The organism is Bradyrhizobium sp. 33ap4, assembly GCF_032654765.1.
GTDB lineage: Bacteria > Pseudomonadota > Alphaproteobacteria > Rhizobiales > Xanthobacteraceae > Bradyrhizobium > Bradyrhizobium australafricanum.
In genome coordinates this window covers 16,138-37,601 of sequence record NZ_JAUMTJ010000051.1, presented here as the reverse complement: position 1 = coordinate 37,601, position 21,464 = coordinate 16,138, and the positions used below count along the sequence as shown (strand labels likewise).

26 protein-coding genes are annotated in these 21,464 nt (G+C 65.3%); 15 read left to right on the top strand and 11 right to left on the bottom strand.

Going from position 1 to position 21,464, the window contains the following annotated elements:
• Nucleotides 1-237: 237 nt before the first annotated feature.
• A complete protein-coding gene (locus tag Q2M23_RS31815) occupies nucleotides 238-624 on the bottom strand; it encodes a hypothetical protein (RefSeq protein ID WP_245311319.1) in 387 nt (128 codons plus the stop codon).
• 158 nt (nucleotides 625-782) lie between these two features.
• A complete protein-coding gene (gene gstA / locus Q2M23_RS31810; protein WP_057016067.1) occupies nucleotides 783-1,400 on the bottom strand; it encodes a glutathione transferase GstA in 618 nt (205 codons plus the stop codon).
• Between the two features lie 130 nt (nucleotides 1,401-1,530).
• On the opposite strand from gstA, the gene Q2M23_RS31805 reads away from it, so the two are divergent.
• The 3 genes from Q2M23_RS31805 (at nucleotide 1,531) to Q2M23_RS31795 (ending at nucleotide 4,217) form a co-directional block, all read left to right on the top strand.
• On the top strand, nucleotides 1,531-2,055 hold the full coding sequence (locus Q2M23_RS31805; RefSeq protein WP_057016068.1) for a MarR family winged helix-turn-helix transcriptional regulator: 525 nt from the start codon (nucleotides 1,531-1,533) through the stop codon (nucleotides 2,053-2,055).
• 93 nt (nucleotides 2,056-2,148) lie between these two features.
• On the top strand, nucleotides 2,149-3,519 hold the full coding sequence (locus tag Q2M23_RS31800; protein WP_057016069.1) for a glutamate--cysteine ligase: 1,371 nt from the start codon (nucleotides 2,149-2,151) through the stop codon (nucleotides 3,517-3,519).
• Nucleotides 3,520-3,662: 143 nt separating this feature from the next.
• Complete coding sequence (locus Q2M23_RS31795) at nucleotides 3,663-4,217, top strand: PAN domain-containing protein (protein WP_076832364.1); 555 nt, start codon at nucleotides 3,663-3,665, stop codon at nucleotides 4,215-4,217.
• Between the two features lie 103 nt (nucleotides 4,218-4,320).
• Here Q2M23_RS31795 and Q2M23_RS31790 read toward each other — a convergent pair whose 3' ends face one another.
• The 5 genes from Q2M23_RS31790 to Q2M23_RS31770 form a co-directional block, all read right to left on the bottom strand.
• On the bottom strand, nucleotides 4,321-4,887 hold the full coding sequence (locus Q2M23_RS31790) for a nucleotidyltransferase family protein (protein WP_316398150.1): 567 nt from the start codon (nucleotides 4,885-4,887) through the stop codon (nucleotides 4,321-4,323).
• Entirely contained in the window at nucleotides 4,884-5,231 is a 348-nt protein-coding gene (locus Q2M23_RS31785) for an MmcQ/YjbR family DNA-binding protein (RefSeq protein WP_316398149.1), read from the bottom strand. The genes Q2M23_RS31790 and Q2M23_RS31785 overlap by 4 nt, the downstream gene beginning before the upstream one ends.
• Nucleotides 5,232-5,339: 108 nt before the next feature.
• Nucleotides 5,340-6,110: a signal peptidase I gene (gene lepB / locus Q2M23_RS31780; RefSeq protein WP_316398148.1), complete on the bottom strand. Its 771-nt coding sequence runs from the start codon at nucleotides 6,108-6,110 to the stop codon at nucleotides 5,340-5,342.
• Complete coding sequence (gene tldD, locus Q2M23_RS31775; RefSeq protein WP_028334625.1) at nucleotides 6,110-7,534, bottom strand: metalloprotease TldD; 1,425 nt, start codon at nucleotides 7,532-7,534, stop codon at nucleotides 6,110-6,112. Before tldD ends, lepB begins: the two co-directional genes overlap by 1 nt.
• 273 nt (nucleotides 7,535-7,807) lie before the next feature.
• Nucleotides 7,808-8,263 carry a winged helix-turn-helix transcriptional regulator gene (locus tag Q2M23_RS31770; RefSeq protein WP_083715159.1) on the bottom strand — a complete coding sequence of 152 codons (456 nt, stop codon included), beginning with the start codon at nucleotides 8,261-8,263 and terminating at the stop codon, nucleotides 7,808-7,810.
• A gap of 132 nt (nucleotides 8,264-8,395) precedes the next feature.
• Between Q2M23_RS31770 and Q2M23_RS31765 the strand changes: the two genes are divergently transcribed.
• From Q2M23_RS31765 to Q2M23_RS31755, 3 genes are read left to right on the top strand one after another with little or no spacing between them, the layout of a single operon-like run.
• Nucleotides 8,396-8,788, top strand: coding sequence for a DoxX family protein (locus Q2M23_RS31765; RefSeq protein ID WP_057016074.1), 393 nt, complete (start codon nucleotides 8,396-8,398; stop codon nucleotides 8,786-8,788).
• A gap of 10 nt (nucleotides 8,789-8,798) precedes the next feature.
• On the top strand, nucleotides 8,799-9,302 hold the full coding sequence (locus Q2M23_RS31760) for a hypothetical protein (protein WP_316398147.1): 504 nt from the start codon (nucleotides 8,799-8,801) through the stop codon (nucleotides 9,300-9,302).
• Nucleotides 9,303-9,337: 35 nt separating this feature from the next.
• Complete coding sequence (locus Q2M23_RS31755; protein WP_210262973.1) at nucleotides 9,338-9,937, top strand: TlpA family protein disulfide reductase; 600 nt, start codon at nucleotides 9,338-9,340, stop codon at nucleotides 9,935-9,937.
• Between the two features lie 118 nt (nucleotides 9,938-10,055).
• On the opposite strand, the gene Q2M23_RS31750 is transcribed toward Q2M23_RS31755, so the two are convergent.
• Complete coding sequence (locus Q2M23_RS31750) at nucleotides 10,056-10,604, bottom strand: invasion associated locus B family protein (protein ID WP_076832351.1); 549 nt, start codon at nucleotides 10,602-10,604, stop codon at nucleotides 10,056-10,058.
• Nucleotides 10,580-10,918, bottom strand: a complete 339-nt coding sequence (locus Q2M23_RS31745) for a hypothetical protein (protein ID WP_316398146.1) — start codon at nucleotides 10,916-10,918, stop codon at nucleotides 10,580-10,582. The genes Q2M23_RS31750 and Q2M23_RS31745 overlap by 25 nt, the downstream gene beginning before the upstream one ends.
• 282 nt (nucleotides 10,919-11,200) lie before the next feature.
• Between Q2M23_RS31745 and coxB the strand changes: the two genes are divergently transcribed.
• From coxB to Q2M23_RS31700, 9 genes are all read left to right on the top strand, one after another.
• Nucleotides 11,201-12,040: a cytochrome c oxidase subunit II gene (coxB, locus tag Q2M23_RS31740; RefSeq protein ID WP_026191935.1), complete on the top strand. Its 840-nt coding sequence runs from the start codon at nucleotides 11,201-11,203 to the stop codon at nucleotides 12,038-12,040.
• A gap of 81 nt (nucleotides 12,041-12,121) precedes the next feature.
• Nucleotides 12,122-13,738 carry a cytochrome c oxidase subunit I gene (gene ctaD / locus Q2M23_RS31735; RefSeq protein ID WP_057016079.1) on the top strand — a complete coding sequence of 539 codons (1,617 nt, stop codon included), beginning with the start codon at nucleotides 12,122-12,124 and terminating at the stop codon, nucleotides 13,736-13,738.
• 64 nt (nucleotides 13,739-13,802) lie between these two features.
• The gene (locus Q2M23_RS31730; RefSeq protein ID WP_316398145.1) at nucleotides 13,803-14,741 is read left to right on the top strand and encodes a heme o synthase; all 939 of its coding nucleotides are present in this window, start codon (nucleotides 13,803-13,805) and stop codon (nucleotides 14,739-14,741) included.
• Between the two features lie 37 nt (nucleotides 14,742-14,778).
• A complete protein-coding gene (locus Q2M23_RS31725) occupies nucleotides 14,779-14,943 on the top strand; it encodes a hypothetical protein (protein ID WP_028334632.1) in 165 nt (54 codons plus the stop codon).
• A gap of 5 nt (nucleotides 14,944-14,948) precedes the next feature.
• The gene (locus tag Q2M23_RS31720; protein WP_057016082.1) at nucleotides 14,949-15,578 is read left to right on the top strand and encodes a cytochrome c oxidase assembly protein; all 630 of its coding nucleotides are present in this window, start codon (nucleotides 14,949-14,951) and stop codon (nucleotides 15,576-15,578) included.
• A gap of 55 nt (nucleotides 15,579-15,633) precedes the next feature.
• Nucleotides 15,634-16,530, top strand: a complete 897-nt coding sequence (locus Q2M23_RS31715) for a cytochrome c oxidase subunit 3 (protein ID WP_057016083.1) — start codon at nucleotides 15,634-15,636, stop codon at nucleotides 16,528-16,530.
• A gap of 203 nt (nucleotides 16,531-16,733) precedes the next feature.
• The gene (locus Q2M23_RS31710) at nucleotides 16,734-17,120 is read left to right on the top strand and encodes a DUF983 domain-containing protein (protein ID WP_026191934.1); all 387 of its coding nucleotides are present in this window, start codon (nucleotides 16,734-16,736) and stop codon (nucleotides 17,118-17,120) included.
• The gene (locus tag Q2M23_RS31705) at nucleotides 17,117-17,887 is read left to right on the top strand and encodes an SURF1 family protein (RefSeq protein WP_316398144.1); all 771 of its coding nucleotides are present in this window, start codon (nucleotides 17,117-17,119) and stop codon (nucleotides 17,885-17,887) included. The genes Q2M23_RS31710 and Q2M23_RS31705 overlap by 4 nt, the downstream gene beginning before the upstream one ends.
• 60 nt (nucleotides 17,888-17,947) lie before the next feature.
• Nucleotides 17,948-18,499 carry a GrpB family protein gene (locus tag Q2M23_RS31700; protein ID WP_316398143.1) on the top strand — a complete coding sequence of 184 codons (552 nt, stop codon included), beginning with the start codon at nucleotides 17,948-17,950 and terminating at the stop codon, nucleotides 18,497-18,499.
• Nucleotides 18,500-18,553: 54 nt separating this feature from the next.
• On the opposite strand, the gene Q2M23_RS31695 is transcribed toward Q2M23_RS31700, so the two are convergent.
• Entirely contained in the window at nucleotides 18,554-20,152 is a 1,599-nt protein-coding gene (locus tag Q2M23_RS31695) for a DHA2 family efflux MFS transporter permease subunit (protein ID WP_316398142.1), read from the bottom strand.
• A complete protein-coding gene (locus Q2M23_RS31690; protein ID WP_410469797.1) occupies nucleotides 20,152-21,423 on the bottom strand; it encodes an HlyD family secretion protein in 1,272 nt (423 codons plus the stop codon). Before Q2M23_RS31690 ends, Q2M23_RS31695 begins: the two co-directional genes overlap by 1 nt.
• Between the last annotated feature and the right edge of the window lie 41 nt (nucleotides 21,424-21,464).

The window sequence follows — 21,464 nt, the reverse complement described above, 5'->3', positions numbered from 1 at the left end:
CATGCGCGTCAAAGTCCCGCCACGCTCGTTCCCCACTGGCACCACGCTGCTGGCATCACTCTTGCTCGTCGATCGCCGGGGCGACGATCAGCGTGAGGGTGTCGTGCGATGAGTTCTGCGCTCGGGGAAAATGCCGCGGAGGTCGTGGCGAAGGATCCGTTGCCTTCGTTGCCGCCGTCGCGGCGGTGGAAGCCGCTGCGTCTGCGGGGCAAAGGCCCGTCATGGGCCGGCCTCGCGCTACTCGTTCTGGCCGCGGATATTGTGCTCGCCGCGACGGTCTGGCAGGCCGTCAATTTCTTCCGCCATTGAGCCGTCAGTCTCCGGCGAGAGCCAGGCGCCGGCGAGATAGGCGAACTGGTTGAAGGCAAGACAGGCGACGACGACCGGCGCGCCGGTGGCAAAGGAAAAGCCGTCGGATTGGAGCACGATCGCCGCGAGCACCGCGACCAGCGGCGACTCCAGCATCAATGTCCAAACCCGAAAGTACAAACTGGTTGCCAGCCCAACCAGGGTGCTGGTCAATAAAAGGGTAAAGGCGATCGTCACATTTTTAGACCAGTTGGAGCGGAGGGCGCGCCGCAGGTCATAGTCGGTCAGTTGGATCGCTCGAACAAGGACGGCCACGCCCTCAGCCGGAACTACACCGACTTAGTATTAATCGCTTTAATGCAGGTTAAATTGAGACGTTCCGCCTCCGGTGTCGAGAGAGAGGATCGGCGAACCCACAACAAAAAAGAGCCGGATCGGCCGACCCGGCTCTATCGCGGTCGCTGTGAGCGAGCTCAGGCCGCCTTGAGCAGGCCTTCCTTCTTCAGCGCCTCCTGCACCTTCGGGCGCGCCGCGACGCGGGCCTTGTAGGCGGTCACGTTCGGCAGGCCGGAGAAGTCGAAGCCGAGCCGATCCTGCGCCCACATGATCATGGTGAAGAGGTAGCCGTCGGCGACCGTGAACTGGTTGCCCATCAAATAGTCGCGTCCGGCGAGCTGGCTCTCGACATATTTGAACTTGCCCATGGCGCGGTCCTTGAAGAAGGCCTTGGCGTCGTCGGCGAGCACGGGCGAGAACATCGGGCCGAGATTCTTGTGCAGCTCGGTCGTGGTGTAGTTCAGCCATTCGAGCAGCTTGTAGCGCTCGTTGGAGTCCCGCGCCGGCGCCAGCTTCTTATCGGCGGCCTTGTCGGCGATCATCTGGATGATGATCGGCCCCTCGGTGACCATCTCGCCGGTATCCAGCGCCAGCGCCGGCACCTGGCCCTTGGGGTTCACCTGGAGGAAATCGTCGCCGTTTTCGAGCTTCTTGGCGCGGAGATCGACCTTGACCAGGTCGTAGGGCAGCCCGGCCTCGAGCAGGGCGATATGGGGGGAGAGGGAGCAGGCACCGGGGGTGTAATAAAGCTTCATAGGGGTATTCCTTCCCTTGTTCTTGGCGTCCGGAGAGGGATTGCCTACATGCGCCTGCATGAAATAGTCAAGATTGATGCAGATGCATTCAGTGCGGTACAGTCGGTGCCGGGACCCTATGAGCTAGACCATGAAACGCAAGCTATCGAGCGAGGCGACGGCCGCCTGGATCCGTCTGATGCGGGTGCCGAGCCGGGTGCTGGACTGCGTCGAGCAGGATTTGAAGAAGGCCGGTTTTCCGCCGCTCGCCTGGTATGACGCCTTGCTCGAGCTGTCGCGCGCACCGTCGGGCGAGCTGCGCCCGGTCGAGCTCGAGCGCCAGATGCTGATCCCGCAATATTCGACCTCGCGGCTGATCGACAAGCTGGTCGACGAGGGGCTCGCCGCCCGGCGCGAATGCAAGATCGACAAGCGCGGCCAGTTCGTCGAGATCACCGACGCTGGACGCGAGCTGCAGAAGAAGATGTGGAACGCCTATTCCGCCGCGATCGACAAGCATGTCGGCTCCAAATTGTCCGACGCCGACGCGACCAGGCTGTGCGGTCTGCTCGACCGGCTCGGCTGCGCCTGCGGCGACGCCAAGGGCGACGTCAAGAACGAGACCAAGGCTGATAGCAAGGCTGCGCCCGCGCGAGACGGTGTGCCTGCCCGATGATATTGCTGATTCCATCATCCGCAGCCGTAGTGGCGCGCGGATGTCCCTGCCACCGCGCGCCTTCGATCGAAGCGCCCTTGAGTTGGATTATCTATGGCGCGTGACCAGATCGACATGACGCCGCTGCAGTCGCGCGACGAACTCGTGGCGTGGCTTGAAGCCGGAGTGAAGCCTGAGTCCGAATTCCGGATCGGCACCGAGCACGAGAAGACTCCGTTCACGCTCGAGGGCCATCAGCCCGTGCCCTATGAAGGCGCCAAGGGCATCGGCGCGCTGCTCGAGGGCATGAAGCTCTTGCTCGGCTGGGAGCCGATCATGGAGCGCGGCAACATCATCGGCCTCTATGACGTCACCGGCGGCGGCGCGATCTCGCTCGAGCCGGGCGGGCAGTTCGAATTGTCGGGCGCGCCGGTCGAAACCGTGCATCAGACCCAGTCGGAATTGATGGCGCATCTGGCACAGGTGCGGGAGATCGCAACCCCGCTCGGCATCGGCTTCCTCGGCCTCGGCATGACGCCGTCCTGGTCGCGCGCGCAGATCCCCGTGATGCCCAAGGGGCGTTACAAGATCATGCGAAACTACATGCCGAAGGTCGGCAAATACGGCCTCGACATGATGTTCCGGACCTGCACGGTACAGACCAATCTCGACTTCTCCTCCGAAGCCGACATGGTGAAGAAGCTGCGGGTGTCGCTGGCGCTGCAGCCGATCGCGACCGCCTTGTTCGCCAATTCGCCGTTCACCGAAGGCAAGCCCAACGGCTTCCTGTCGTTCCGTTCCGAGATCTGGCGTGACACCGACAATGCGCGCAGCGGCATGGTGCCGTTCGCGTTCGAGGACGGCATGGGCTTCGAGCGCTATGTCGATTACGCGCTCGACGTTCCGATGTATTTCGTCAAGCGCGGCGAGGAATATATCGACGTCTCCGGCTCCTCGTTCCGGGATTTCTTCGCCGGCAAGAATGCCGCCTTCCCGGGCGAGCGCCCGACCTTGTCGGACTGGGCCAATCATCTCTCGACGATCTTCCCCGAGGTGCGGTTGAAGCGTTACCTCGAAATGCGCGGCGCCGACGGCGTACCGTGGGGCCGGCTGCCGGCGCTGCCGGCGTTCTGGGTCGGGCTGCTCTACGACAATGACAGCCTCGATGCCGCCTGGGACATCGTCCGCCACTGGACCGCGCCGGAGCGGCAGGCCCTGCGTGACGACGTGCCGCGTTTCGGCTTCAAGTCGCGGATCAAGGACCGCTATCTGTTCGAGATCGCCAAGGAGTGCCTGATCCTGTCGCATGCCGGATTGCGGCGGCGCGGCCGGATCGATCATCTCGGACGCGACGAGAGCCGCTTCCTCGAACCGCTCGAGCGTATCATCGAGGCCGGCCGTTCGCCGGCGGAGGAGATGCTGGAGAAGTTCAACGGTCCCTGGAACGGCTCGGTGGAACCGGCCTATCAGGAATACGCCTTCTAATCCCCGCTTGGATCCGATCCGGGCGTGAGGCGCGCGCGAACGGCGGTGGTGTCGCACCCGCCGTTCATCCGCCGTACAGGTTCATGGCGTTCAAATGACGCCCCGCTAAACGCGCGGGGCTGCGCGAATTTGAAAGCAATCTCATGGGGATAGGCCGCCACTTTAGGGCGTGTGTGGTGATGTTTGCGGTCCTTGCGGCCGCGGTCGTCGCGCGCCCGGCATTGGCGCAGACCAATTTCGACCGCCCCGGCGGCGACTATCTCAACGCGCCGGTGACGACGGGCGATCCGGCCGATTGCGCGCTGACCTGCGAGCGTGACCGCCGTTGCCGCGCCTGGAGCTTCAACTATCCGACCGACGCCAATAATGGGGCGGTGTGCTGGCTGAAGAGCACCGTGCCGCCACGGGTGCAGAACGTCTGCTGCGTCTCCGGGGTGCGCGGCGCGGGTGTGGTCGAACCGCGCAACGGCGCCATCGAAACCTCGATCGACCGGCTCGGCGGCGACTACAAGAATTTCGAACTGAAGAGCAGCGACGGCGACGAGGCCTGTCAGGCCGCCTGCACCGCCGACAACAAGTGCCGCGCATGGACTTACGCCCGGCCCGGCTATGCCGGCCGCGACGCGCATTGCTTCCTGAAGAAAGAGATCAAGCCGCCGCGCCGCAAGGCGGGGTTCACGTCGGGCGTGGTGCGGTGAATCCGTAGCCCGGATGGAGCGAAGCGTAATCCGGGACCGCGCTCACCGTGGATGGGCCTGCCCCGGATTTCGCTGCGCTTCATCCGGGCTACGCGACGACGGGCTACTCCGCCCCCAGCACCGTGATCTCGGGCCAGAGCGCCTTCCAGCGCGCCGCCTTCGTCGCATAGTTCGCCGGCGAAAAGTTCGCGGTCCGGTTCGGCCGCACGATCATGCCGGCGACATCGTCGAAACCGTTCGGCGCATAGACGTCATAGCCGCGCGTGGTGCGGCGGATGCCGATCTGCGTGTTTTCGGTGAGGAAGCGATCGACGCCGTCGGTCGAACGCGACAGCGCCGGGTAGGGCAGGCCGTGCTTGTCGGGATACCAGAGATGGACGCGGGCCTGGTTGCGCACCTCGATCGCGACACCGAGATGGCCAAGTCGTGCCTTGAGTTCGCGGATCACCGCGTCCTCGGCCTCCCATGAGGTATCGGGATCGAAATAGAAGATGTCGTGGTCGCTGATGCCATGATCGAGCGGCCGGCTGGTCAGCACGTTCCACACGGTCTGCACCAGGCAGCCGGCGACCAGCCACGCATCGGGCAAGCCGAGGCGGTACAACTCGTCGGTGATGGCTTGATTGGCCGGATTGCGCAGCGTGGCTGCGAGGAATTCGTCCTGCGTCACGACGAGGCGGTCGCGTCGTAGTCCCGGACCGCCTTCTTCGATGCCAGCGCGCGCCAGTGCCGGCGCAGCAACGGCTCGACGGTGGCGCGTTTGGCCTTGGACAGGCGGATCAGCACGGTCGGATAATCGCGGTAGTGATCGGTGAAGTAAAACACTTTGGGCTGATGCTCGACCAGCATGTCGCGCTCATCCGGCGGGACGCCCGGCATCACCAGGCTGTCGCCGTCCTCCTTGAGCCGCACCAGCATCTTGTTGCGCACCTTCAGCGCCGGCGTGCCGTAGGAAGAGCCGTCCTCGACCTCCGGCCACGCCAGCGCGATGTGCCTGATGTCGTCGAAGGTCACGACTATCATCCCGCAAGGAATGTAGCCCGGATGGAGCGAAGCGAAATCCGGGACATCTTGCCGAGTGGGAGATCCCGGATTGCGCAGCGCTCCATCCGGGCTACGCGTCTACTGCACCGAGGTGAAGAAGCGCGCGAGGCGGAAGCCTGAGAGCCAGGTCCAGACCGGCTGGCTGCGGATGCCGAGGTCCCAGGAGCCGACCACGGCGTCGGCGCGGCCGATCAGATTGTCGATCGGCAAGAGGCCGACGCCGCCGTCGCGCACCGGCACGCGGCTATCGGCGGAATTGTCCCGGTTGTCGCCGAGCACGAACAGTTTGCCCGGCGGCACCGTCACCTCTTGGGTGTTGTCGAGCCGGCCGTTGTCGCGAATCTTGAAGATCGCGTGGTTGACGCCGTTCGGCAGCGCCTCGATATAGCGATACGCCTCCTCGCCGCCGCCGCGATCGTCTTCGGCGAAGCCGGTGCCGTCGGGCTTCAGCGTCGCCGCATGATCGTTGATGAAGAGCTGACCCTGCCGCATCTGGATGCGGTCGCCGGGCAGCCCGACCACGCGCTTGACCCAGGCCTGCGAGCGGTCGCCCGGCCAGCGGAACACGACGACGTCGCCGCGCTTCGGCGTCTCGCCGAACACGCGGCCGGTTTCAGGCAGCGTGATCTGGATCGGCAGCGAGGCCGCGCCGTAGCCATAGGGATATTTCGAGGCGACCAGCGCGTCGCCGATCAGCAGCGTCGGCTCCATCGATCCCGACGGCACGTAGAACGGCTCGGCGATCGCGCCCTTGGCGAGGAACACGACGGCCACGATCGCGGCCAGTTGCACGGCCTGCCCGCGCCAGCTGGTCGGCTTGGCCGTCACGACTTCGTTTCCGCTGCTCACTAGCCCGTTCCTCCGACCGTAATCCGTTCCATCCTGAGCGTCGGTTGGCCAACGCCGACCGGCACGCCCTGGCCGTTCTTGCCGCAGGTGCCGATTCCCGTATCCAGCGCAAGATCGTTGCCGATCATGGTGATCCTGTGGAGATCGGTCGGTCCGTTGCCGATCAGCATGGCGCCCTTCAGCGGCGCGCCGAGCTTGCCGTTCTCGATCTTGTAGGCCTCGGTGCACTGGAACACGTATTTGCCCGAGGTGATGTCGACCTGGCCGCCGCCGAAATTGGCGGCGTACATGCCGTTCTTCACCGAGGCGATGATCTCGGCCGGGTCGCGGTCGCCCGACAGCATGTAGGTGTTGGTCATGCGCGGCATCGGCACATGGGCATAGCTCTGCCGACGACCGTTGCCGGTCGGCTTCATGCCCATCAGCCGGGCGTTCTGGCGGTCCTGCATGTAGCCGACCAGAATGCCGTCCTCGATCAGCACGGTGCGGTTGGTCGGCGTGCCCTCGTCGTCGATCGAGAGCGAGCCGCGGCGCGAGGCCATGGTGCCATCGTCGACCACGGTGACGCCCTTGGCGGCGACCTGCTGGCCCATCAGGCCGGCAAAGGCGGAGGTCTGCTTGCGGTTGAAGTCGCCCTCGAGCCCGTGGCCGACGGCCTCATGCAGCATCACGCCGGGCCAGCCGGCGCCGAGCACCACGTCCATCTCGCCGGCGGGCGCCGGCACCGATTCGAGATTGACCAGCGCCTCGCGCAGCGCGCCGTCGGCGGCGTCGCGCCAGGCCTTGGTCTCGATGAAGCGGGCATAGCCCTCGCGGCCGCCATAGCCCTTGCTGCCGCTCTCCTGGCGGTCGCCCTGGCCGGCGACGACGGAGATGTTGACGCGCACCAGCGGGCGGATGTCGCGATAGCTCTCGCCGTCGGGCCGCAGGATCTCGACCACCTGCCAGGTCGCGGTGAGGCTGGCCGAGACCTGACGCACCCGCGGGTCCTTGTCCCTGACATAGGCGTCGATCTCGCCGAGCAGCTTGACCTTGGCCTCGAACGCCGGGCCGTCCAGCGGGTTCTCGTCGCCATAGAGCTTGATGTTGGTGTGGGCGGGCGCCGCGGCGAAAGTGCCGGCATAGCCGCCGCGCACGGCCGCGACCGCATCCGCGGCGCGGATCAGCGCCGGGATCGAGACGTCGGAGGAATGCGCATAGCCGACCGCGTCGTCCTTGACCGCGCGCAGGCCGAAGCCCTGCGAGGTGTCATAGGTCGCCTGCTTCAGCCTTCCGTTGTCGAACACCAGCGCCTCGGTCTGCCCGAACTCCAGGAACAGCTCGCCGTCGTCGGCGCCTTCAAGGCCGCGGGACACCTCGCGGCGGACAGCATCGCGGTCTAGATTGGCGCGGTCGAGCAGGGAGGTCGTGGCGGGATTGGTCATGGTCACTCCGACGCAATGCGATTGCTTGGCGATTCCTCGTCATCCTTGCCTGAAGCGCAACTGATTGCCAGTGGGGAACCCGGAAGCCAAGGATTTCGGGGGATTGAAGCAGAGACGAGCGGAAAACTCATCTTACAACCCGGAAACCTGTACCGGTCCCGGTTCAGGCCCGGACGGCGATCATCAAAGATAGTGGTTGGGGTGGCAAACCGGGAGTGCCTGCGGCTATGCGGTCGATCACAGTGCCCCGTCGGGCTCGTCACCTTGTCGTCATCACCTTGAGCGCCGATCCGCCTTCCGCGGCTGGCTTTCGCGCTCGGCTGCATCGGCCGATTGCGGCTTCGGCTGCGCGGTGCCTTGTGCCGAGGTCGGAAAGCCATGCTCCTGCGCCCACCGGTACAGCTCGTCGAACACCGGCTTGAGCGCCTTGGCGGACGGCGTCATCTCGTACTCAACCCGAGGCGGCACCTCGGGATAGACCGTGCGCTTGACGAGACCGTTGGCCTCGAGATCGCGCAGCTGCGTGGTCAGCATGTGCTGGGTTACGCCGGGGATCGACTGGCGCAGCTCGCCGAATCGCCGCTTGCGCTCGACCAATTGCCAGAGGATGTCGCCCTTCCATTTCCCGGCCAGCACCGACAGCGCGCGATGAAATTGCGCGGACAGGTCGCCGTTGCACGGCTCGGACGCCACCGGAGGCTCGGCGGGCTCAATAGTCAGTTTTTTCATACTACCTCACAAAAAGCATCCTACTTGTTCTTTTCATCTTACTCCCGAATTTAGACCACCGAAAGCCGCGGGCCAGCCGCCGATCGGTCGGGTGGCCGCGGTCCGGCCTTACGAACAACTCGGGAGTCATCAATGTCAGTTGCAGTTGCCGCGGCGCCGTCGCGCTGGAAATCCGTCAGCCTCTGGGTCGTCAGGGGACTGCTCGCTTTGGCCTTTGCCGCCGCTGGCGCCGCCAAGCTCTACGGTGTGCCTATGCTGGTCGAGGAATTCGAGCATATTGGGCTCGGTCAGTGGTTCCGCTATTTCACCGGATCGCTGGAGCTGCTCGGCGCGGTCCTGATCCTGCTGCCCCCGGTCGCGGCGTTCGGCGGCGTGCTGCTGAGCTGCATCATGGTCGGCGCCACCATCACGCATCTGTTCGTGATCGGCGGCTCGCCGGTGCCCGCCCTCGTGCTGCTGACATTGAGTGTGATCGTCGCCTACGCCAAGCGTAGCCAGTTCGCCCTGCTCGCGAGCGCGCCGTGAGGCGAGCGCGATGCGCATCTCTCGCCGCACGCTGACGGTCGTGACCGGGCTGGTGCTGGCCTTCGCGGTGCCGTTCGCCGCGACAATGCTGCTCACCGGTTCGGTCGCGGCGGTCTCGAAGCCCGAGCCGAAGAAGCCCGAGCCGCGCGTGCACCACGTTGTGCTGCCGATCAACAGCGACGACCCGACCACGATGCGGGCGCTGATCTCGACCGCGCTCAACGTCCCGAAATATTATCGGGAGCGCAACGAGCCGTTCGAGATCGAGGTCGTCGCCTACAATGCTGGCGTCCACATGCTGCGCGCCGATACCTCGCCGGTGAAGGATCTGCTGCGGGTGGTGCGGGGGCTCACGCCCGACATCCGCTTGGTTGTCTGCGAAGCCACCAAGCTCGGCATGGAGCGCGCCGAGGGACATCCGCTGGTGCTGCTCGATCATGTCGACCTGGTGCCGAACGGGCCCGGGCGCATCATCGAATTGCAGGAAGCCGGCTGGTCCTACATCCGGTCCTGAGCGATGTGGCCATCAAGCCAAGCGGAGAACTTGTCATGACGTCAGCTCACGCACCGACGCGCCGCGCGGTCGTTGCCGGCATGATTGGCGCCGGCGCCTCGCTCGCAATGCCCACCGGAGCTGCGCGCGCAGCGTCGGGACCGCCGCAATTCGGCACCATCCGGCATCAGTTCACGCAGGTCGAAGGCGCCCGCCCGGTGCCGCCGGTCGCGATCCCGGCGCTCGCCGGCGGCGCGCTCGATCTCACGGCGTTCAAAGGCAAGATGGTGCTGGTGAACTTCTGGGCCACCTGGTGCGCGGCGTGCCGGACCGAGCTGCCGATGCTGGACCGCCTTGCCGCCAGCGGCCGTCGCGATCTCGTGGTCGTCGCTATCAGCACCGATCGCAACCGCGCGCCGGTCGCGCCCTACGTCAAGCAGCTCAAGCTGCGCCACCTCGCGATCGGCTTCGATCCCGGTGGTCTCGTCTCGCGCGTCGACGCCGCCGAGGTCGATACGCCGTTCGCGCTCTACGGCATGCCGATCTCATTTTTGATCGGCATCACCGGGCAGGTCGAAGGCTACATGACGGGTGAGGCGGACTGGCTGTCCACGGAGGCGATCGCGTTGTTCGACTATTACGCCGGCGTCCGTTGAGATGGCGTAGCCCGGATGAAGCGCAGCGCAATCCGGGACTGGTCAATCCGCGATGATGGCGGCCCCGGATTGCGCTGCGCTCCATCCGGGCTACGCTTTCCTGTGCCGCTCGGCGCCGCTAGGGCAATTTGTCATACCCCTCCGCCAGGCCATTCAGGCTGAGCGGAAAGCCAATCCCTTCCTCGGGCGTCTCGAAGATGATGAAGGTCGCGGTCTTGGCGTTCTTGAGCTGGCCGAGCAGCTTGTCGTCCATCACGACCTCGGCGACGCAGCCATTGGGCAGGCATCTGACGAAACCGGCGCGGCCGACGTCCTGATTGTCGAGCTTGAGGCCGAGGCCGGAGGGCAGCAGCACGCCGAGCGGCGCGACCACGCGCATCAGGCGGCTCTTCTGGTCGGCGGTCTTCAGCACGATCACGGTCAGGCCGGCATTGGAGCGGTCTTCCGCTACCACGCTCTGGATCAGCGCGCATTGCTCGGCCTGGGCGCCGGGCGGAGTGTCGCAGCGGATCTGCCAGTCGCCGTGGACCGAGCGCACCGCGCCTTGCGCGTTCGCCGGCTGGGTCAGGCCAAGAGAAAGGCCAAGAGAAAGGCCGAGGCAGAGGGCCAGAATCGCGAGGCCGCCGAGCCGGCTGGCCATCGTCAAACGAATGTTCGAAGCGCCCATCCGGGTCGATCCTTATAGATGTTCGGTAGATGTTCGGTCGGTCCGGCCGTCCGGCCGCCGGTAGCACGCGCGCCACGATGCGCTTCCCGGAAGCGAATCATGATCTCATCTTCTTGTTTGAGCATGATCTTTCGGAAAACCGGTTTCCACTTTTCCGGATCATGCTCAGGCGTCGACTGATACCGCAATGACGGCGCCTTGAAGGCGATCGTGAAGCCATTCTCGCGCCGGATTGGGGCAGCCCGCAGCGAATCAGGTTCCTGTGCGCTGCCCTGTCTGTGGGTACATCCGGTAATCCCCCTGTCAAGCGGCATGGACAATTGGTCCAAGTGCTTTCGCTTGATTTTGCGGGAAAAATCGCAAGCGGCAGCTTCATCGCAGGCGCATGGCTTTCGGCCCCACTACTGCATTGCGAGCGCCGGAGAATTATGGTTTGAGAGGCTGGATTTCGACGCGTTCTAGCGATCTGGCTCCCGTACCCACCTTGACTCAGAGACGGGTATGTCCGGAAGGCCGTTTGTCAGGGCGGATCGTGCTGCATTTTCGGCCACATGCCGGGGGTGCTTTGGGGAATAATGCAAGGGAGCGCGAGCGGCATGAAGATGTCGATTGGCCGGTTGGGCAGGCAATTGCTGGGGTTGGCGGTGGCGGGTGTGGCGTCTGTCGCCGCGGGATCGGCCTTCGCCGAAATGGGGCAGCCGGCGCCGTGGGAGCACACGCTGCAGGAAGGCGTGACCCCGGTGATGGAAAACATCATCTGGTTTCACAATTTCCTGCTGGTACTGATCACCCTGATCACGCTGTTCGTGCTCGCGTTGCTCATCATCGTGGTGGTGAAGTTCAACGCCAGGGCCAACCCGGTCCCCTCCAGGACCACCCACAACACGCTGATCGAGGTGGCCTGGACGCTGATCCCGGTGCTGATCCTGGTCGGCATCGCGGTGCCGTCGTTCCGCCTGCTGTTCCTGGAGCTCGACGTGCCGAAGCCGGATCTCACGGTGAAGGTCACCGGCAAGCAGTGGTACTGGTCCTACGCCTATCCGGATAACGGCAAGTTCGAGTTCGACTCGCTGCTCGACAAGGACAAGCAGCCGCGCCTGCTCGGCGTCGACAACGAGATGGTGGTCCCGGTCAACAAGGTAGTGCGGATCCAGACCACCGGCGCCGACGTGATCCACTCCTTCGCGGTGCCGGCCTTCGGCGTGAAGATCGACTCGATCCCCGGCCGCCTCAACGAGAGCTGGTTCAAGGCCACCAAGACCGGCGTGTTCTACGGCCAGTGCTCGGAACTGTGCGGCAAGGACCATGCCTTCATGCCGATCGCGGTCAGGGTCGTGAGCGACCAGGAATTCGCGACCTGGGTCGAAGGCGCGAAGAAGAAGTTTGCGACCAACCCGGCGAATTCCTACGCCTCGGCTGGTCAGGCGGCGCAGTAAGCCTCACGGCTTACGGCGCGGATGGAATAAGGGCGACGGGACCGCAAGGTCCAAGAGGGACTGCAAGGCAGGATTTTGAACATGGCGACAGGCGCAGCGACACACGACGATCACGCCCATGACGATCACGCCCACCATCCGACCGGATGGCGGCGTTATCTCTACTCCACGAACCACAAGGACATCGGTACGATGTACCTGATCTTTGCGGTGATCGCGGGCATCATCGGCGCGGCGATGTCGATCGCGATCCGTGCCGAGTTGATGTATCCGGGCGTCCAGATATTCCACGAGACGCACACCTATAACGTGTTCGTGACCTCGCACGGCCTGATCATGATCTTCTTCATGGTCATGCCGGCGATGATCGGCGGCTTCGGCAACTGGATGGTGCCGCTGATGATCGGCGCGCCGGACATGGCGTTCCCGCGCATGAACAACATCTCGTTCTGGCTGCTGCCGGCCTCGTTCGCGCTGCTGGTGATGTCCACCTTCGTCGAGGGTGAGCCGGGCGCCAACGGCGTCGGCGCGGGCTGGACCATGTATGCGCCACTGTCGACCTCGGGCCATCCGGGACCGGCGGTCGATTTCGCGATTCTCTCGCTCCATCTCGCGGGTGCCTCGTCGATCCTCGGCGCCATCAACTTCATCACCACGATCTTCAACATGCGCGCGCCGGGCATGACCCTGCACAAGATGCCGCTGTTCGTGTGGTCGATCCTGGTCACCGTGTTCCTGCTGCTGCTGTCGCTGCCGGTGCTCGCCGGTGCGATCACCATGCTGCTGACCGACCGCAATTTCGGCACCACCTTCTTTGCGGCTGACGGCGGCGGCGACCCGGTGCTGTTCCAGCATCTGTTCTGGTTCTTCGGTCACCCCGAAGTGTACATCCTGATCCTGCCCGCCTTCGGCATGATCAGCCAGATCGTCTCCACCTTCTCGCGCAAGCCCGTGTTCGGCTATCTCGGCATGGCCTACGCCATGGTGGCGATCGGCGGCATCGGCTTCGTGGTGTGGGCGCACCACATGTACACCGTCGGCATGTCCTCGGCGACGCAGGCCTATTTCGTCGCCGCCACGATGGTGATCGCGGTGCCGACCGGCGTGAAGATCTTCTCGTGGATCGCCACGATGTGGGGCGGCTCGATCGAGTTCAAGGCGCCGATGATCTGGGCGATCGGCTTCATCTTCCTGTTCACCGTCGGCGGCGTCACCGGCGTCGTGCTGGCCAATGCCGGCGTCGACCGCGTGCTGCAGGACACCTACTACGTGGTGGCGCACTTCCACTACGTGCTGTCGCTCGGCGCCGTGTTCGGCATCTTCGCCGGCTGGTACTACTGGTTCCCGAAGATGTTCGGCTACATGTACTCGGAGCGGATCGCCAAGGCGCACTTCTGGTTTACCTTCGTCGGCGTCAACCTGGTGTTCTTCCCGCAGCACTTCCTCGGCCTGTCGGGCATGCCGCGCCGTTATGTCGACTATCCGGATGCGTTCGCCGGCTGGAACCTGATCTCCTCCTGGGGCTCGTACATCTCCGGCATCGGCGTCCTGATCTTCATCTACGGCGTGATCGATGCCTTCGTCCGCAAGGAGCAGGCCGCGAACAATCCGTGGGGCGCCGGTGCGACCACGCTGGAGTGGACGCTGACCTCGCCGCCGCCATTCCACCAGTTCGAAGTGCTGCCCCGCGTGCAGTAAGTCCACGACAACGCGGCGCACTTTAAGGGTGCGCCGCGCCTTTTGAGAGAAGCGAGACCTGATCTTGTCGGTTGTCGATCACAACGCCATCGAGCTGCCCCGGATCTCCGAGGCCGAAGTGGGCGACTACATCGCGCTGTTGAAGCCGCGCGTGATGTCGCTGGTGATCTTCACCGCGCTGGTCGGGCTGATGATCGCGCCGGTGCACGTGCATCCGGTGCTGGTATTCACCTCGATCCTGTGCATCGCGGTTGGCGCCGGCGCCTCCGGCGCGCTCAACATGGCCTATGAGGGCGACGTCGACGCGCTGATGACGCGCACCGCCAACCGGCCGATTCCGCGCGGCCGCATCACGCAGACCGAGGCGGCCGCGTTCGGCATCACGCTCGCCTTCTTCTCGGTGATGACACTCGGCATTCTGGTCAACTGGGTGGCGGGTGCGCTGCTTGCCTTCACCATCTTCTTCTATGCCGTGGTCTACACGATGTGGCTGAAGCGCTGGACCGCGCAGAACATCGTGATCGGCGGCGCCGCCGGTGCCTTGCCGCCGGTGGTGGCTTGGGCCGCCGCGACCGGATCGCTCTCGGTCGAGCCGATCCTCTTGTTCCTGATCATCTTCTTCTGGACTCCGCCGCACTTCTGGGCGCTGGCGCTGTTCCGCAGCGACGACTATGCCCGCGCCGGCATCCCGATGCTGCCGGTCGTCGCCGGTCCCGACGCGACCCGGCTGCAGATTCTGCTCTACACCATCGTGCTGGTCGCGATCGCGATGGCGCCGTGGCCGCTCGGCTATTTCGACGCGATCTACGGCGTCACCTCGCTGGTGCTCGGCGCCGGCATGCTGTGGCTGGCCATCGAAGTCTATCGCCGCCGCGAGGGTACGGCTGCCAACCGCGCCACGCGCCGGCTGTTTGCCTTCTCGATCCTCTATCTGTTCGCGCTGTTTGCCGTCCTCCTCGCCGAGGTCGTGGTCCGCGCGATTGCGCCTGTCTTCATCGGATAGGGAGCCGGGGGGCGAGATGGGGGCGCATGGGATATCAATGGACGAGAAACGCGAACCAGAAGGCATCGTCCTCACCGAGGCGCAGCTCAAGAGCCGCCGCCAGCGCTCGATCGCCATCGCGCTCGCGCTCGGCATCCTGGTCGTGCTGTTCTTCGCCGTCACCCTCGTCAAGGGGCCGGCCGTGCTGGTGCGGCCGCTGTGAGTGAGATGGCCAACCAGGGACCGCAGCAGGGTGAGGGCGCCAAGGTCACGCGCCGCACGCTGACGCGCGACGCCGTGGTTGCCTCGATCTGCGGCTTCGTCGTGGTGCTGATGGTCGGCGCGTCCTACGCCGCCGTGCCGTTCTACAACTGGTTCTGCCGCACCACCGGCTTCAACGGCACCACCCAGGTCGCGACCTCGGTGCCTTCGGATGCGCCGCTCGCGCGGACCATTTCGGTCAGCTTCGATTCCAACGTCGCGCCGGGCCTGCCCTGGAAGTTCGAGCCGGAGCAGAACACGATCGACGTCAAGATCGGCCAGGTGGTCACGGTCTACTACACCGTCACCAACCAGTCGGCGCGCACCACCACCGGCCAGGCGTCCTACAATGTCGCGCCGCTGACGGTCGGCGCCTATTTCCAGAAGATCAACTGCTTCTGCTTCACCGAACAGACCATGGCGCCGGGCGAAAAGCGCGAGATGGCCGTGGTGTTCTATGTCGATCCGGCGCTGGCCAAGGACAGCGAGAACGACACGCTGAAGACGATCACCCTGTCCTACACCTTCTTCCCCGTGCGCGACGCCGCGCCGAAGCCCGTGGCGGCGGGCGAGGCGGAACAGCGCAAGGGCGGCTAGTTTTGGAATTTAAGATTTAAGACGTGCCTTGCGGCACGCGAATGGAGAGACGGCAATGGCTGAGGCGCAAGTCAAGCATCACGACTATCATCTCGTCGACCCGAGCCCGTGGCCGGTGGTCGGCTCGATCTCGGCCTTCATCATGGCGTTCGGCGCGATCGGCTGGATGCACCACATGTTCTCCGCCGCCCCGATCGTGTTCGGCGTCGGCACCATCGGCGTGCTCTACACGATGGCGAGCTGGTGGGGCGACGTGATCAAGGAAGCCCAGTACAAGGGCGACCACACCCGCGTGGTGCAGATCAGCCACCGCTACGGCATGATCCTGTTCATCGCCTCCGAGGTGATGTTCTTCGTTGCCTGGTTCTGGGCCTTCTTCAATGCGGCGCTGTTCCCGGCTGACGCGGTGCATGCCACCCGCGATGCGGTGTTCGGCTGCGGCGCCGGCACGGCGATGGGCGCCTGCTCCGTTCCCGGTACCTGGCCGCCGCACGGCATCGAGACCTTCGATCCCTGGCATCTGCCGCTGCTCAACACGCTGCTGCTCCTGACCTCCGGCACCACGGTCACTTGGGCGCACCATGCGCTGCTCGAGAACGACCGCCAGGGCCTCAAGCAGGGCCTGATCCTCACCGTGATCCTCGGCGCTCTCTTCACCTGCGTGCAGGCCTATGAGTACGCCCATGCGACGTTCTCGTTCGGCGGCAACGTCTATGGCGCGACCTTCTTCATGGCGACCGGGTTCCACGGTTTCCACGTGCTGGTCGGCACCATCTTCCTGCTGGTCTGCCTGATCCGCGCCTATGCCGGCCACTTCACGCCGAAGCAGCACCTCGGCTTCGAGTTTGCCGCCTGGTACTGGCACTTCGTCGACGTGGTCTGGCTGTTCCTGTTCATCTGCATCTACGTCTGGGGCCATGGCGCCGAGACGATGGCCCACGGCGCACACTAATTGCCGGCCGACGTGCTAAGAGGGGGCGGCCGAATGGCCGCCCCTTTTTGTTTCCCTTCTCCCCTTGTGGGAGAAGGTGGTGCGGATGTAATCCGCGCCGGATGAGGGGTCTCCATCCGCGGAGACAGACCCCTCACCCGGCTACATCTCGCTCCGCTCGATTTCGCCACCCTCTCCCACAAGGGGAGAGGGGAAGGAGCCAAATGACCGATACCCCGCCGACCGTCACTGAGAGCGCATTGCGCGGCATCGCCTGCCGCTGCCCGCGCTGCGGCAAGGGCAAGCTCTATTCCGGCTTCCTGACGCTGGCGCCGCGCTGCCAGGCCTGCGGCCTCGACTTCGCCTTCATCGATTCCGGCGACGGGCCGGCGATCTTCGTGATCATGCTGGCCGGCGCCATCGTGGTCGCGGCGGCGCTGATCGTCGAGGTGAAGTACCAGCCGCCGTTCTGGGTGCATGCCGCGCTGTGGCTGCCATTGATCCTGGTTACCACGATCCTGCCGCTACGATCGATGAAGGCACTTCTGATCGCGCTGCAATTCCACCACAAGGCCGCCGAAGGCCAATTGATCGAGCGCGACCCGAAATGAATGATGTGACGACGCGCCGGCCGAGCGCGGCCGGCTTCGGCATTTTCACGTTGATCCTGATCGCGGTGTTTATCGCCCTCGGTTTCTGGCAATTGCAGCGCCGGGTCGAGAAGCACGCGCTGATCGCAGCGCTCGAGGCGCGGCTGGCCGCGCCGACCGAGGCGCTGCCGCCGCCGTCGGCATGGCCGACGCTGACCTCCGCCAAGGATGAATTCCGCCGCGTGACCCTGACCGCGACCTATGCGAAGCAGCCTGACGCGATGGTGTTCAGCTCCGGCTCCGCCGTGCGCGACGACATTTCGGGTCCCGGCACCTGGGCGTTGCTGCCGGCGAAGCTCGCCAGCGGCGAGACCGTCGTGATCAACACCGGCTTTGTCCAGAACACGATGCAGGATCGTGCCTTCGAGGACCGCGTCGTCGGCCGCCTCGTCACCGGCGCGCCGGTTGAGCTCACGGGCTATATCCGCTTTCCCGAGCCACCGGGCCGGCTGACGCCGAAGGAAGATATCTCGAAGCGGCTGTGGTTCGTGCGCGACCATCGCGCGATGGCGCAGGCGCTCGGCTGGGGCCAGGTCGCACCGATCTATATCGACCTCGAGGCGCCGGTGCCCGACAGCGGCACGCCGAAGCCCGGACCGCTCAAGGTGCGGCTCAAGGACGACCACATGCAGTACGCCATCACGTGGTTCTCGCTGGCCGCTGCGGTCACGATCGCCTTCGGCCTGTGGTGGCGCGGCCACCGGCAGCGTGCCTCTGGTCGAACCTAGCCCCATCATGGTTTGATTGACTCGCGAAGGGGACTTCGCGGCAAGCAATCAGGGTGTGCCATGGAGAAATACGGCGCCGGGCCAATCGTTGTCCTGGACTATGACCCCAACTGGCCAGCCATGTTCGAGACGGAGCGCGCGAGGATCGCGCACGCGCTCGGCTCGCAGGCCCTGGCCATCGAGCATGTCGGCAGCACCGCGGTTCCGGGCTTGGCGTCGAAGCCGATCATCGACCTGATGGTCGGTGTCCCCAGCCTCGCGGAGGCACGGGAGCGCTGCATCGAGCCGATCGAGGCGCTCGGTTGCACCTACATACCGGAATACGCGGCGTGGCTGCCTGGCGAGTTGTTCTTCCGCAAGGGTCCTCCGGGGCCGTGGACCCATCATCTGCATGTGATGGAGCCATCCAATCCGCGCTGGGAAACGCTGCTGGTGTTTCGCGACTATCTTCGCGCGCACCCCGAGGTGTCCCGTGCCTACGCCGAGATCAAGCAGGCCCTTGCTGCCTCCTCGAGAGAGGACATCGCGGCCTATCGCAACGGCAAAACGCGTTTCGTCGAGGAGACGACCGCGAAGGCCCGCGCGTGGCGCGCGAACCTGTCCGGTCGATAGCGCGGCCGCGCCACGCTTGCATTCTGCCGTAACGCATCCATGCCCGCGCCGGGATCAATGACCCATGGGGGCGGAGCCGCCGAGCTTGACCTTGCGCAAGGTCAGCGCCAGCGGGATCGCCGACAGCGAGATAAGCATCAGGACCCAGAACGCATCCATGTAGGACAGGAACGAGGCCTGGGTCTGCACCTGCTGTCCGATCCACTGGATCGCCTGACTGTGCGCCTGCGCCAGCGAACTGCCCTGGGCGACGAAGAAGTCGGTGACCTGGTGCAGCGTGTCCTGGTATTGCGGGCTCGACGGCGTCACCTGCTCGACCAGCCGGCTCTGGTGGAATTGCTGGCGATGCGTCAGCACGTTGGACACGATCGAGACGCCGATCGAGCCGCCGGTGTTGCGCGCCGCGTTGATCAGCGCGGAGGCCTGGTCGGTCTTCCCAGCGGGAATGCCGTCATAGGACGCCGCCATGATCGGCACGAAGATCAGCGGCAGGCCGACGCCGATCAGCATGCGCGAGCGCGCCATGAACCAGAAGCCGAGATCGCCGTAGACGTTGGTCATGCTGTACATCGAGGTGGCGATCACCAGCGCGCCGGCAACGATCAGGTATTTCGGCTGCACCCTGGCGGCGAGCCGGCCGACCGCGAACATCATCATCATGGTGACGACGCCGCCGGGCGAGAGCACGAGGCCGGCCCAGGTCGCGGTGTAGCCGAAATCCTGCTGCACCAGTTGCGGCAAGAATTGCGTGGTGGCGAGCAGGATGGCGCCGGTTGCCAGCATCACCAGGAAGCAGGCGCCGAACTGCCGGGTTGCGACCATGCGCAGGTCGATCATCGGATTGCGCCGGGTCATCTCCCACGGGATCATCAGCACGAACGCCGCGGCGCAGATCGCTGCAAAGGCGATGATGAAGGGCGAGGCGAACCAGTCGTCCTCGAGGCCGCGGTCGAGCACCACCTCGAGCGCGCCGAGGAAGGTCGCGACCAGCCCGAAGCCGATGAAGTCGAACCTGTTGTCCTGGGGCTGCGCTCCCTTGGCTTTCGCGGTCGCGGGCTCCTGCAGCACGGTCGCGATCAGCGCGATCGCGAACACGCCGACCGGCGCGTTGATCAGGAAGCACCAGTGCCAGGAGAGGTTGTCGGACAGCCAGCCGCCGAGCGTCGGCCCGACCACCGGCGCCACCACGACGGCAATGCCGAACACCGCGAACGCCTGCCCGCGCTTGGCCGGCGGGAAGGCGTCGGCGAGAATCGATTGCGCAACCGGCACCATGCCGCCGCCGCCGAGACCCTGCAGGATACGGAACAGCAGCAGCGCGTTCAGATTGGGTGCAAAACCGCACAGGATCGAGCTGACCGTGAAGATGCCGAGGCAGATCAGGAAGAAGGTCTTGCGCCCGAGCGTGCGGGCGAGAAAGCCGGAGGCGGTCAGGATGATGGCGTTGGACACCAGATAGGTGGTGACCACCCAGGAGGCCTCGTCCTCGCTCACGCCCATGCCGCCGGCGATATAGGGCAGCGCGACGTTGGCGATGGTGGTGTCGAGCACCTCCATGAAGCTCGCGAGCGCGACCACGATGGCGATCAGCCAGGGATTGACGGTGACGCTCGGAGCCGGAATGCCTTTGGCATCGATGGCGGCGACACTCATCACAGCCTCCCGAGGCTCGACTTCTCAAGGCGCTCGAACAGGGACGGCGCGGGATTGATCCGCACCGTCGGCACCACGGACATGCCCGGGCCGAGCGCGACGTCGGCCGGCGGGTTGTCCATCACGATCTTCACCGGCACGCGCTGCACGATCTTGACGTAGTTGCCGGTGGCGTTCTGCGCCGGCAGCAGCGAGAATGCGGTGCCGGAGCCCGGCTGCACGCTCTCGACATGGCCCTGGATGGTGCGTCCGGGATAGGCGTCGATCTTCATCGTCACCTTCTCGCCCGGCCGCATCTTGTCGAGCTGGATCTCCTTGAAGTTCGCGGTGACCCAGGTCTGGTCGGGCACGAACATCGTGAGGTTGGTGCCGGCCTGCGCGAACTGGCCGACCGCGGCCGACAGGCTGACGACGCGGCCCGTCTGGGCGGCGGTGACCGTCGTATAGGACAGATTGAGCTTGGCCTGGTCGCGTTGCGCCTCGGCCTGGGCGAGGTTGGCGACCGCGCTCTTGCGCTGCGCCTTCAGCGACTCGACCTGGCGCTGCGCGAGGTTGAGCGTCGCCTGCGCGCTCAACAGCGCAGCCTGCTGCTGATGCAGCTGCGAGGTGAACTGCTCGGAATTCTGCACGGTGCCGTAGCCGGATTGCTCCAGATGCTGGTAGCGCGTCGCCTGCTGCTGGGCGAACACCAGCGCCGCCTGCGCCTGGTCGACCTGCGCCTGGTTGGCAGCAATCTGCGCCTGCTGCACGTCGAGCTGCGCATCGACATTCTCGATGCTGGCGCGCACGGCAGCGACCTGCGCCTCGGCCTGCGCCAGCGCGACGCGATAGTCGCGGTCGTCGAGCCGGGCGATCACGTCGCCGGCCGCGACATGCTGGTTGTCGGTGACCGGGACGGCTGTGATGTAGCCGGAGACCTTCGGCGCCAGCGCCGACTGACGCGCGGCGATGAAGGCGTCGTCGGTGGATTCGAAATGCGCGCTGTAGTCCATGTAGAGATAGCCGCCGCCAATGGCTGCGGCGAGCAGCACGGCGCCGATCGCGGAGACGACCGGACGGCGGCGGAGAAAGCTGGGCCGTGCTGCCTTGCCGATGACCCCCAGCGGGATTGTTGCCGGCGGGGCGGGCTGCTTGCCCGCGGGATGCTCCTGCGCCGGAGCTCGTGCGGTGACCGAGGGCCGGTCAGGCTCATGGGAGGCCGGAGCCGAGGACGCCCCCTCGATACCCTCATGCCCCGGTTGGTCGCGCTCCAAAACAGTGTCTTCAAACATGATGGCGGCTCCTGCTGTCAGGCGAGGTCTGCAAGGCCTTC

What these genes read in the sequence shown, in the direction of transcription:
- gstA (WP_057016067.1), bottom strand. Translation starts at nt 1,400, where the DNA reads ATGAAGCTTTATTACACCCCCGGTGCCTGCTCCCTCTCCCCCCATATC.
- Q2M23_RS31805 (WP_057016068.1), top strand. Translation starts at nt 1,531, where the DNA reads ATGAAACGCAAGCTATCGAGCGAGGCGACGGCCGCCTGGATCCGTCTG.
- Q2M23_RS31800 (WP_057016069.1), top strand. Translation starts at nt 2,149, where the DNA reads ATGGCGCGTGACCAGATCGACATGACGCCGCTGCAGTCGCGCGACGAA.
- Q2M23_RS31795 (WP_076832364.1), top strand. Translation starts at nt 3,663, where the DNA reads ATGGGGATAGGCCGCCACTTTAGGGCGTGTGTGGTGATGTTTGCGGTC.
- tldD (WP_028334625.1), bottom strand. Translation starts at nt 7,534, where the DNA reads ATGACCAATCCCGCCACGACCTCCCTGCTCGACCGCGCCAATCTAGAC.
- Q2M23_RS31770 (WP_083715159.1), bottom strand. Translation starts at nt 8,263, where the DNA reads ATGAAAAAACTGACTATTGAGCCCGCCGAGCCTCCGGTGGCGTCCGAG.
- Q2M23_RS31765 (WP_057016074.1), top strand. Translation starts at nt 8,396, where the DNA reads ATGTCAGTTGCAGTTGCCGCGGCGCCGTCGCGCTGGAAATCCGTCAGC.
- Q2M23_RS31760 (WP_316398147.1), top strand. Translation starts at nt 8,799, where the DNA reads ATGCGCATCTCTCGCCGCACGCTGACGGTCGTGACCGGGCTGGTGCTG.
- Q2M23_RS31755 (WP_210262973.1), top strand. Translation starts at nt 9,338, where the DNA reads ATGACGTCAGCTCACGCACCGACGCGCCGCGCGGTCGTTGCCGGCATG.
- Q2M23_RS31750 (WP_076832351.1), bottom strand. Translation starts at nt 10,604, where the DNA reads ATGGGCGCTTCGAACATTCGTTTGACGATGGCCAGCCGGCTCGGCGGC.
- Q2M23_RS31745 (WP_316398146.1), bottom strand. Translation starts at nt 10,918, where the DNA reads ATGCCGCTTGACAGGGGGATTACCGGATGTACCCACAGACAGGGCAGC.
- coxB (WP_026191935.1), top strand. Translation starts at nt 11,201, where the DNA reads ATGAAGATGTCGATTGGCCGGTTGGGCAGGCAATTGCTGGGGTTGGCG.
- ctaD (WP_057016079.1), top strand. Translation starts at nt 12,122, where the DNA reads ATGGCGACAGGCGCAGCGACACACGACGATCACGCCCATGACGATCAC.
- Q2M23_RS31725 (WP_028334632.1), top strand. Translation starts at nt 14,779, where the DNA reads ATGGACGAGAAACGCGAACCAGAAGGCATCGTCCTCACCGAGGCGCAG.
- Q2M23_RS31720 (WP_057016082.1), top strand. Translation starts at nt 14,949, where the DNA reads ATGGCCAACCAGGGACCGCAGCAGGGTGAGGGCGCCAAGGTCACGCGC.
- Q2M23_RS31715 (WP_057016083.1), top strand. Translation starts at nt 15,634, where the DNA reads ATGGCTGAGGCGCAAGTCAAGCATCACGACTATCATCTCGTCGACCCG.
- Q2M23_RS31710 (WP_026191934.1), top strand. Translation starts at nt 16,734, where the DNA reads ATGACCGATACCCCGCCGACCGTCACTGAGAGCGCATTGCGCGGCATC.
- Q2M23_RS31705 (WP_316398144.1), top strand. Translation starts at nt 17,117, where the DNA reads ATGAATGATGTGACGACGCGCCGGCCGAGCGCGGCCGGCTTCGGCATT.
- Q2M23_RS31700 (WP_316398143.1), top strand. Translation starts at nt 17,948, where the DNA reads ATGGAGAAATACGGCGCCGGGCCAATCGTTGTCCTGGACTATGACCCC.
- Q2M23_RS31695 (WP_316398142.1), bottom strand. Translation starts at nt 20,152, where the DNA reads ATGAGTGTCGCCGCCATCGATGCCAAAGGCATTCCGGCTCCGAGCGTC.
- Q2M23_RS31690 (WP_410469797.1), bottom strand. Translation starts at nt 21,423, where the DNA reads ATGTTTGAAGACACTGTTTTGGAGCGCGACCAACCGGGGCATGAGGGT.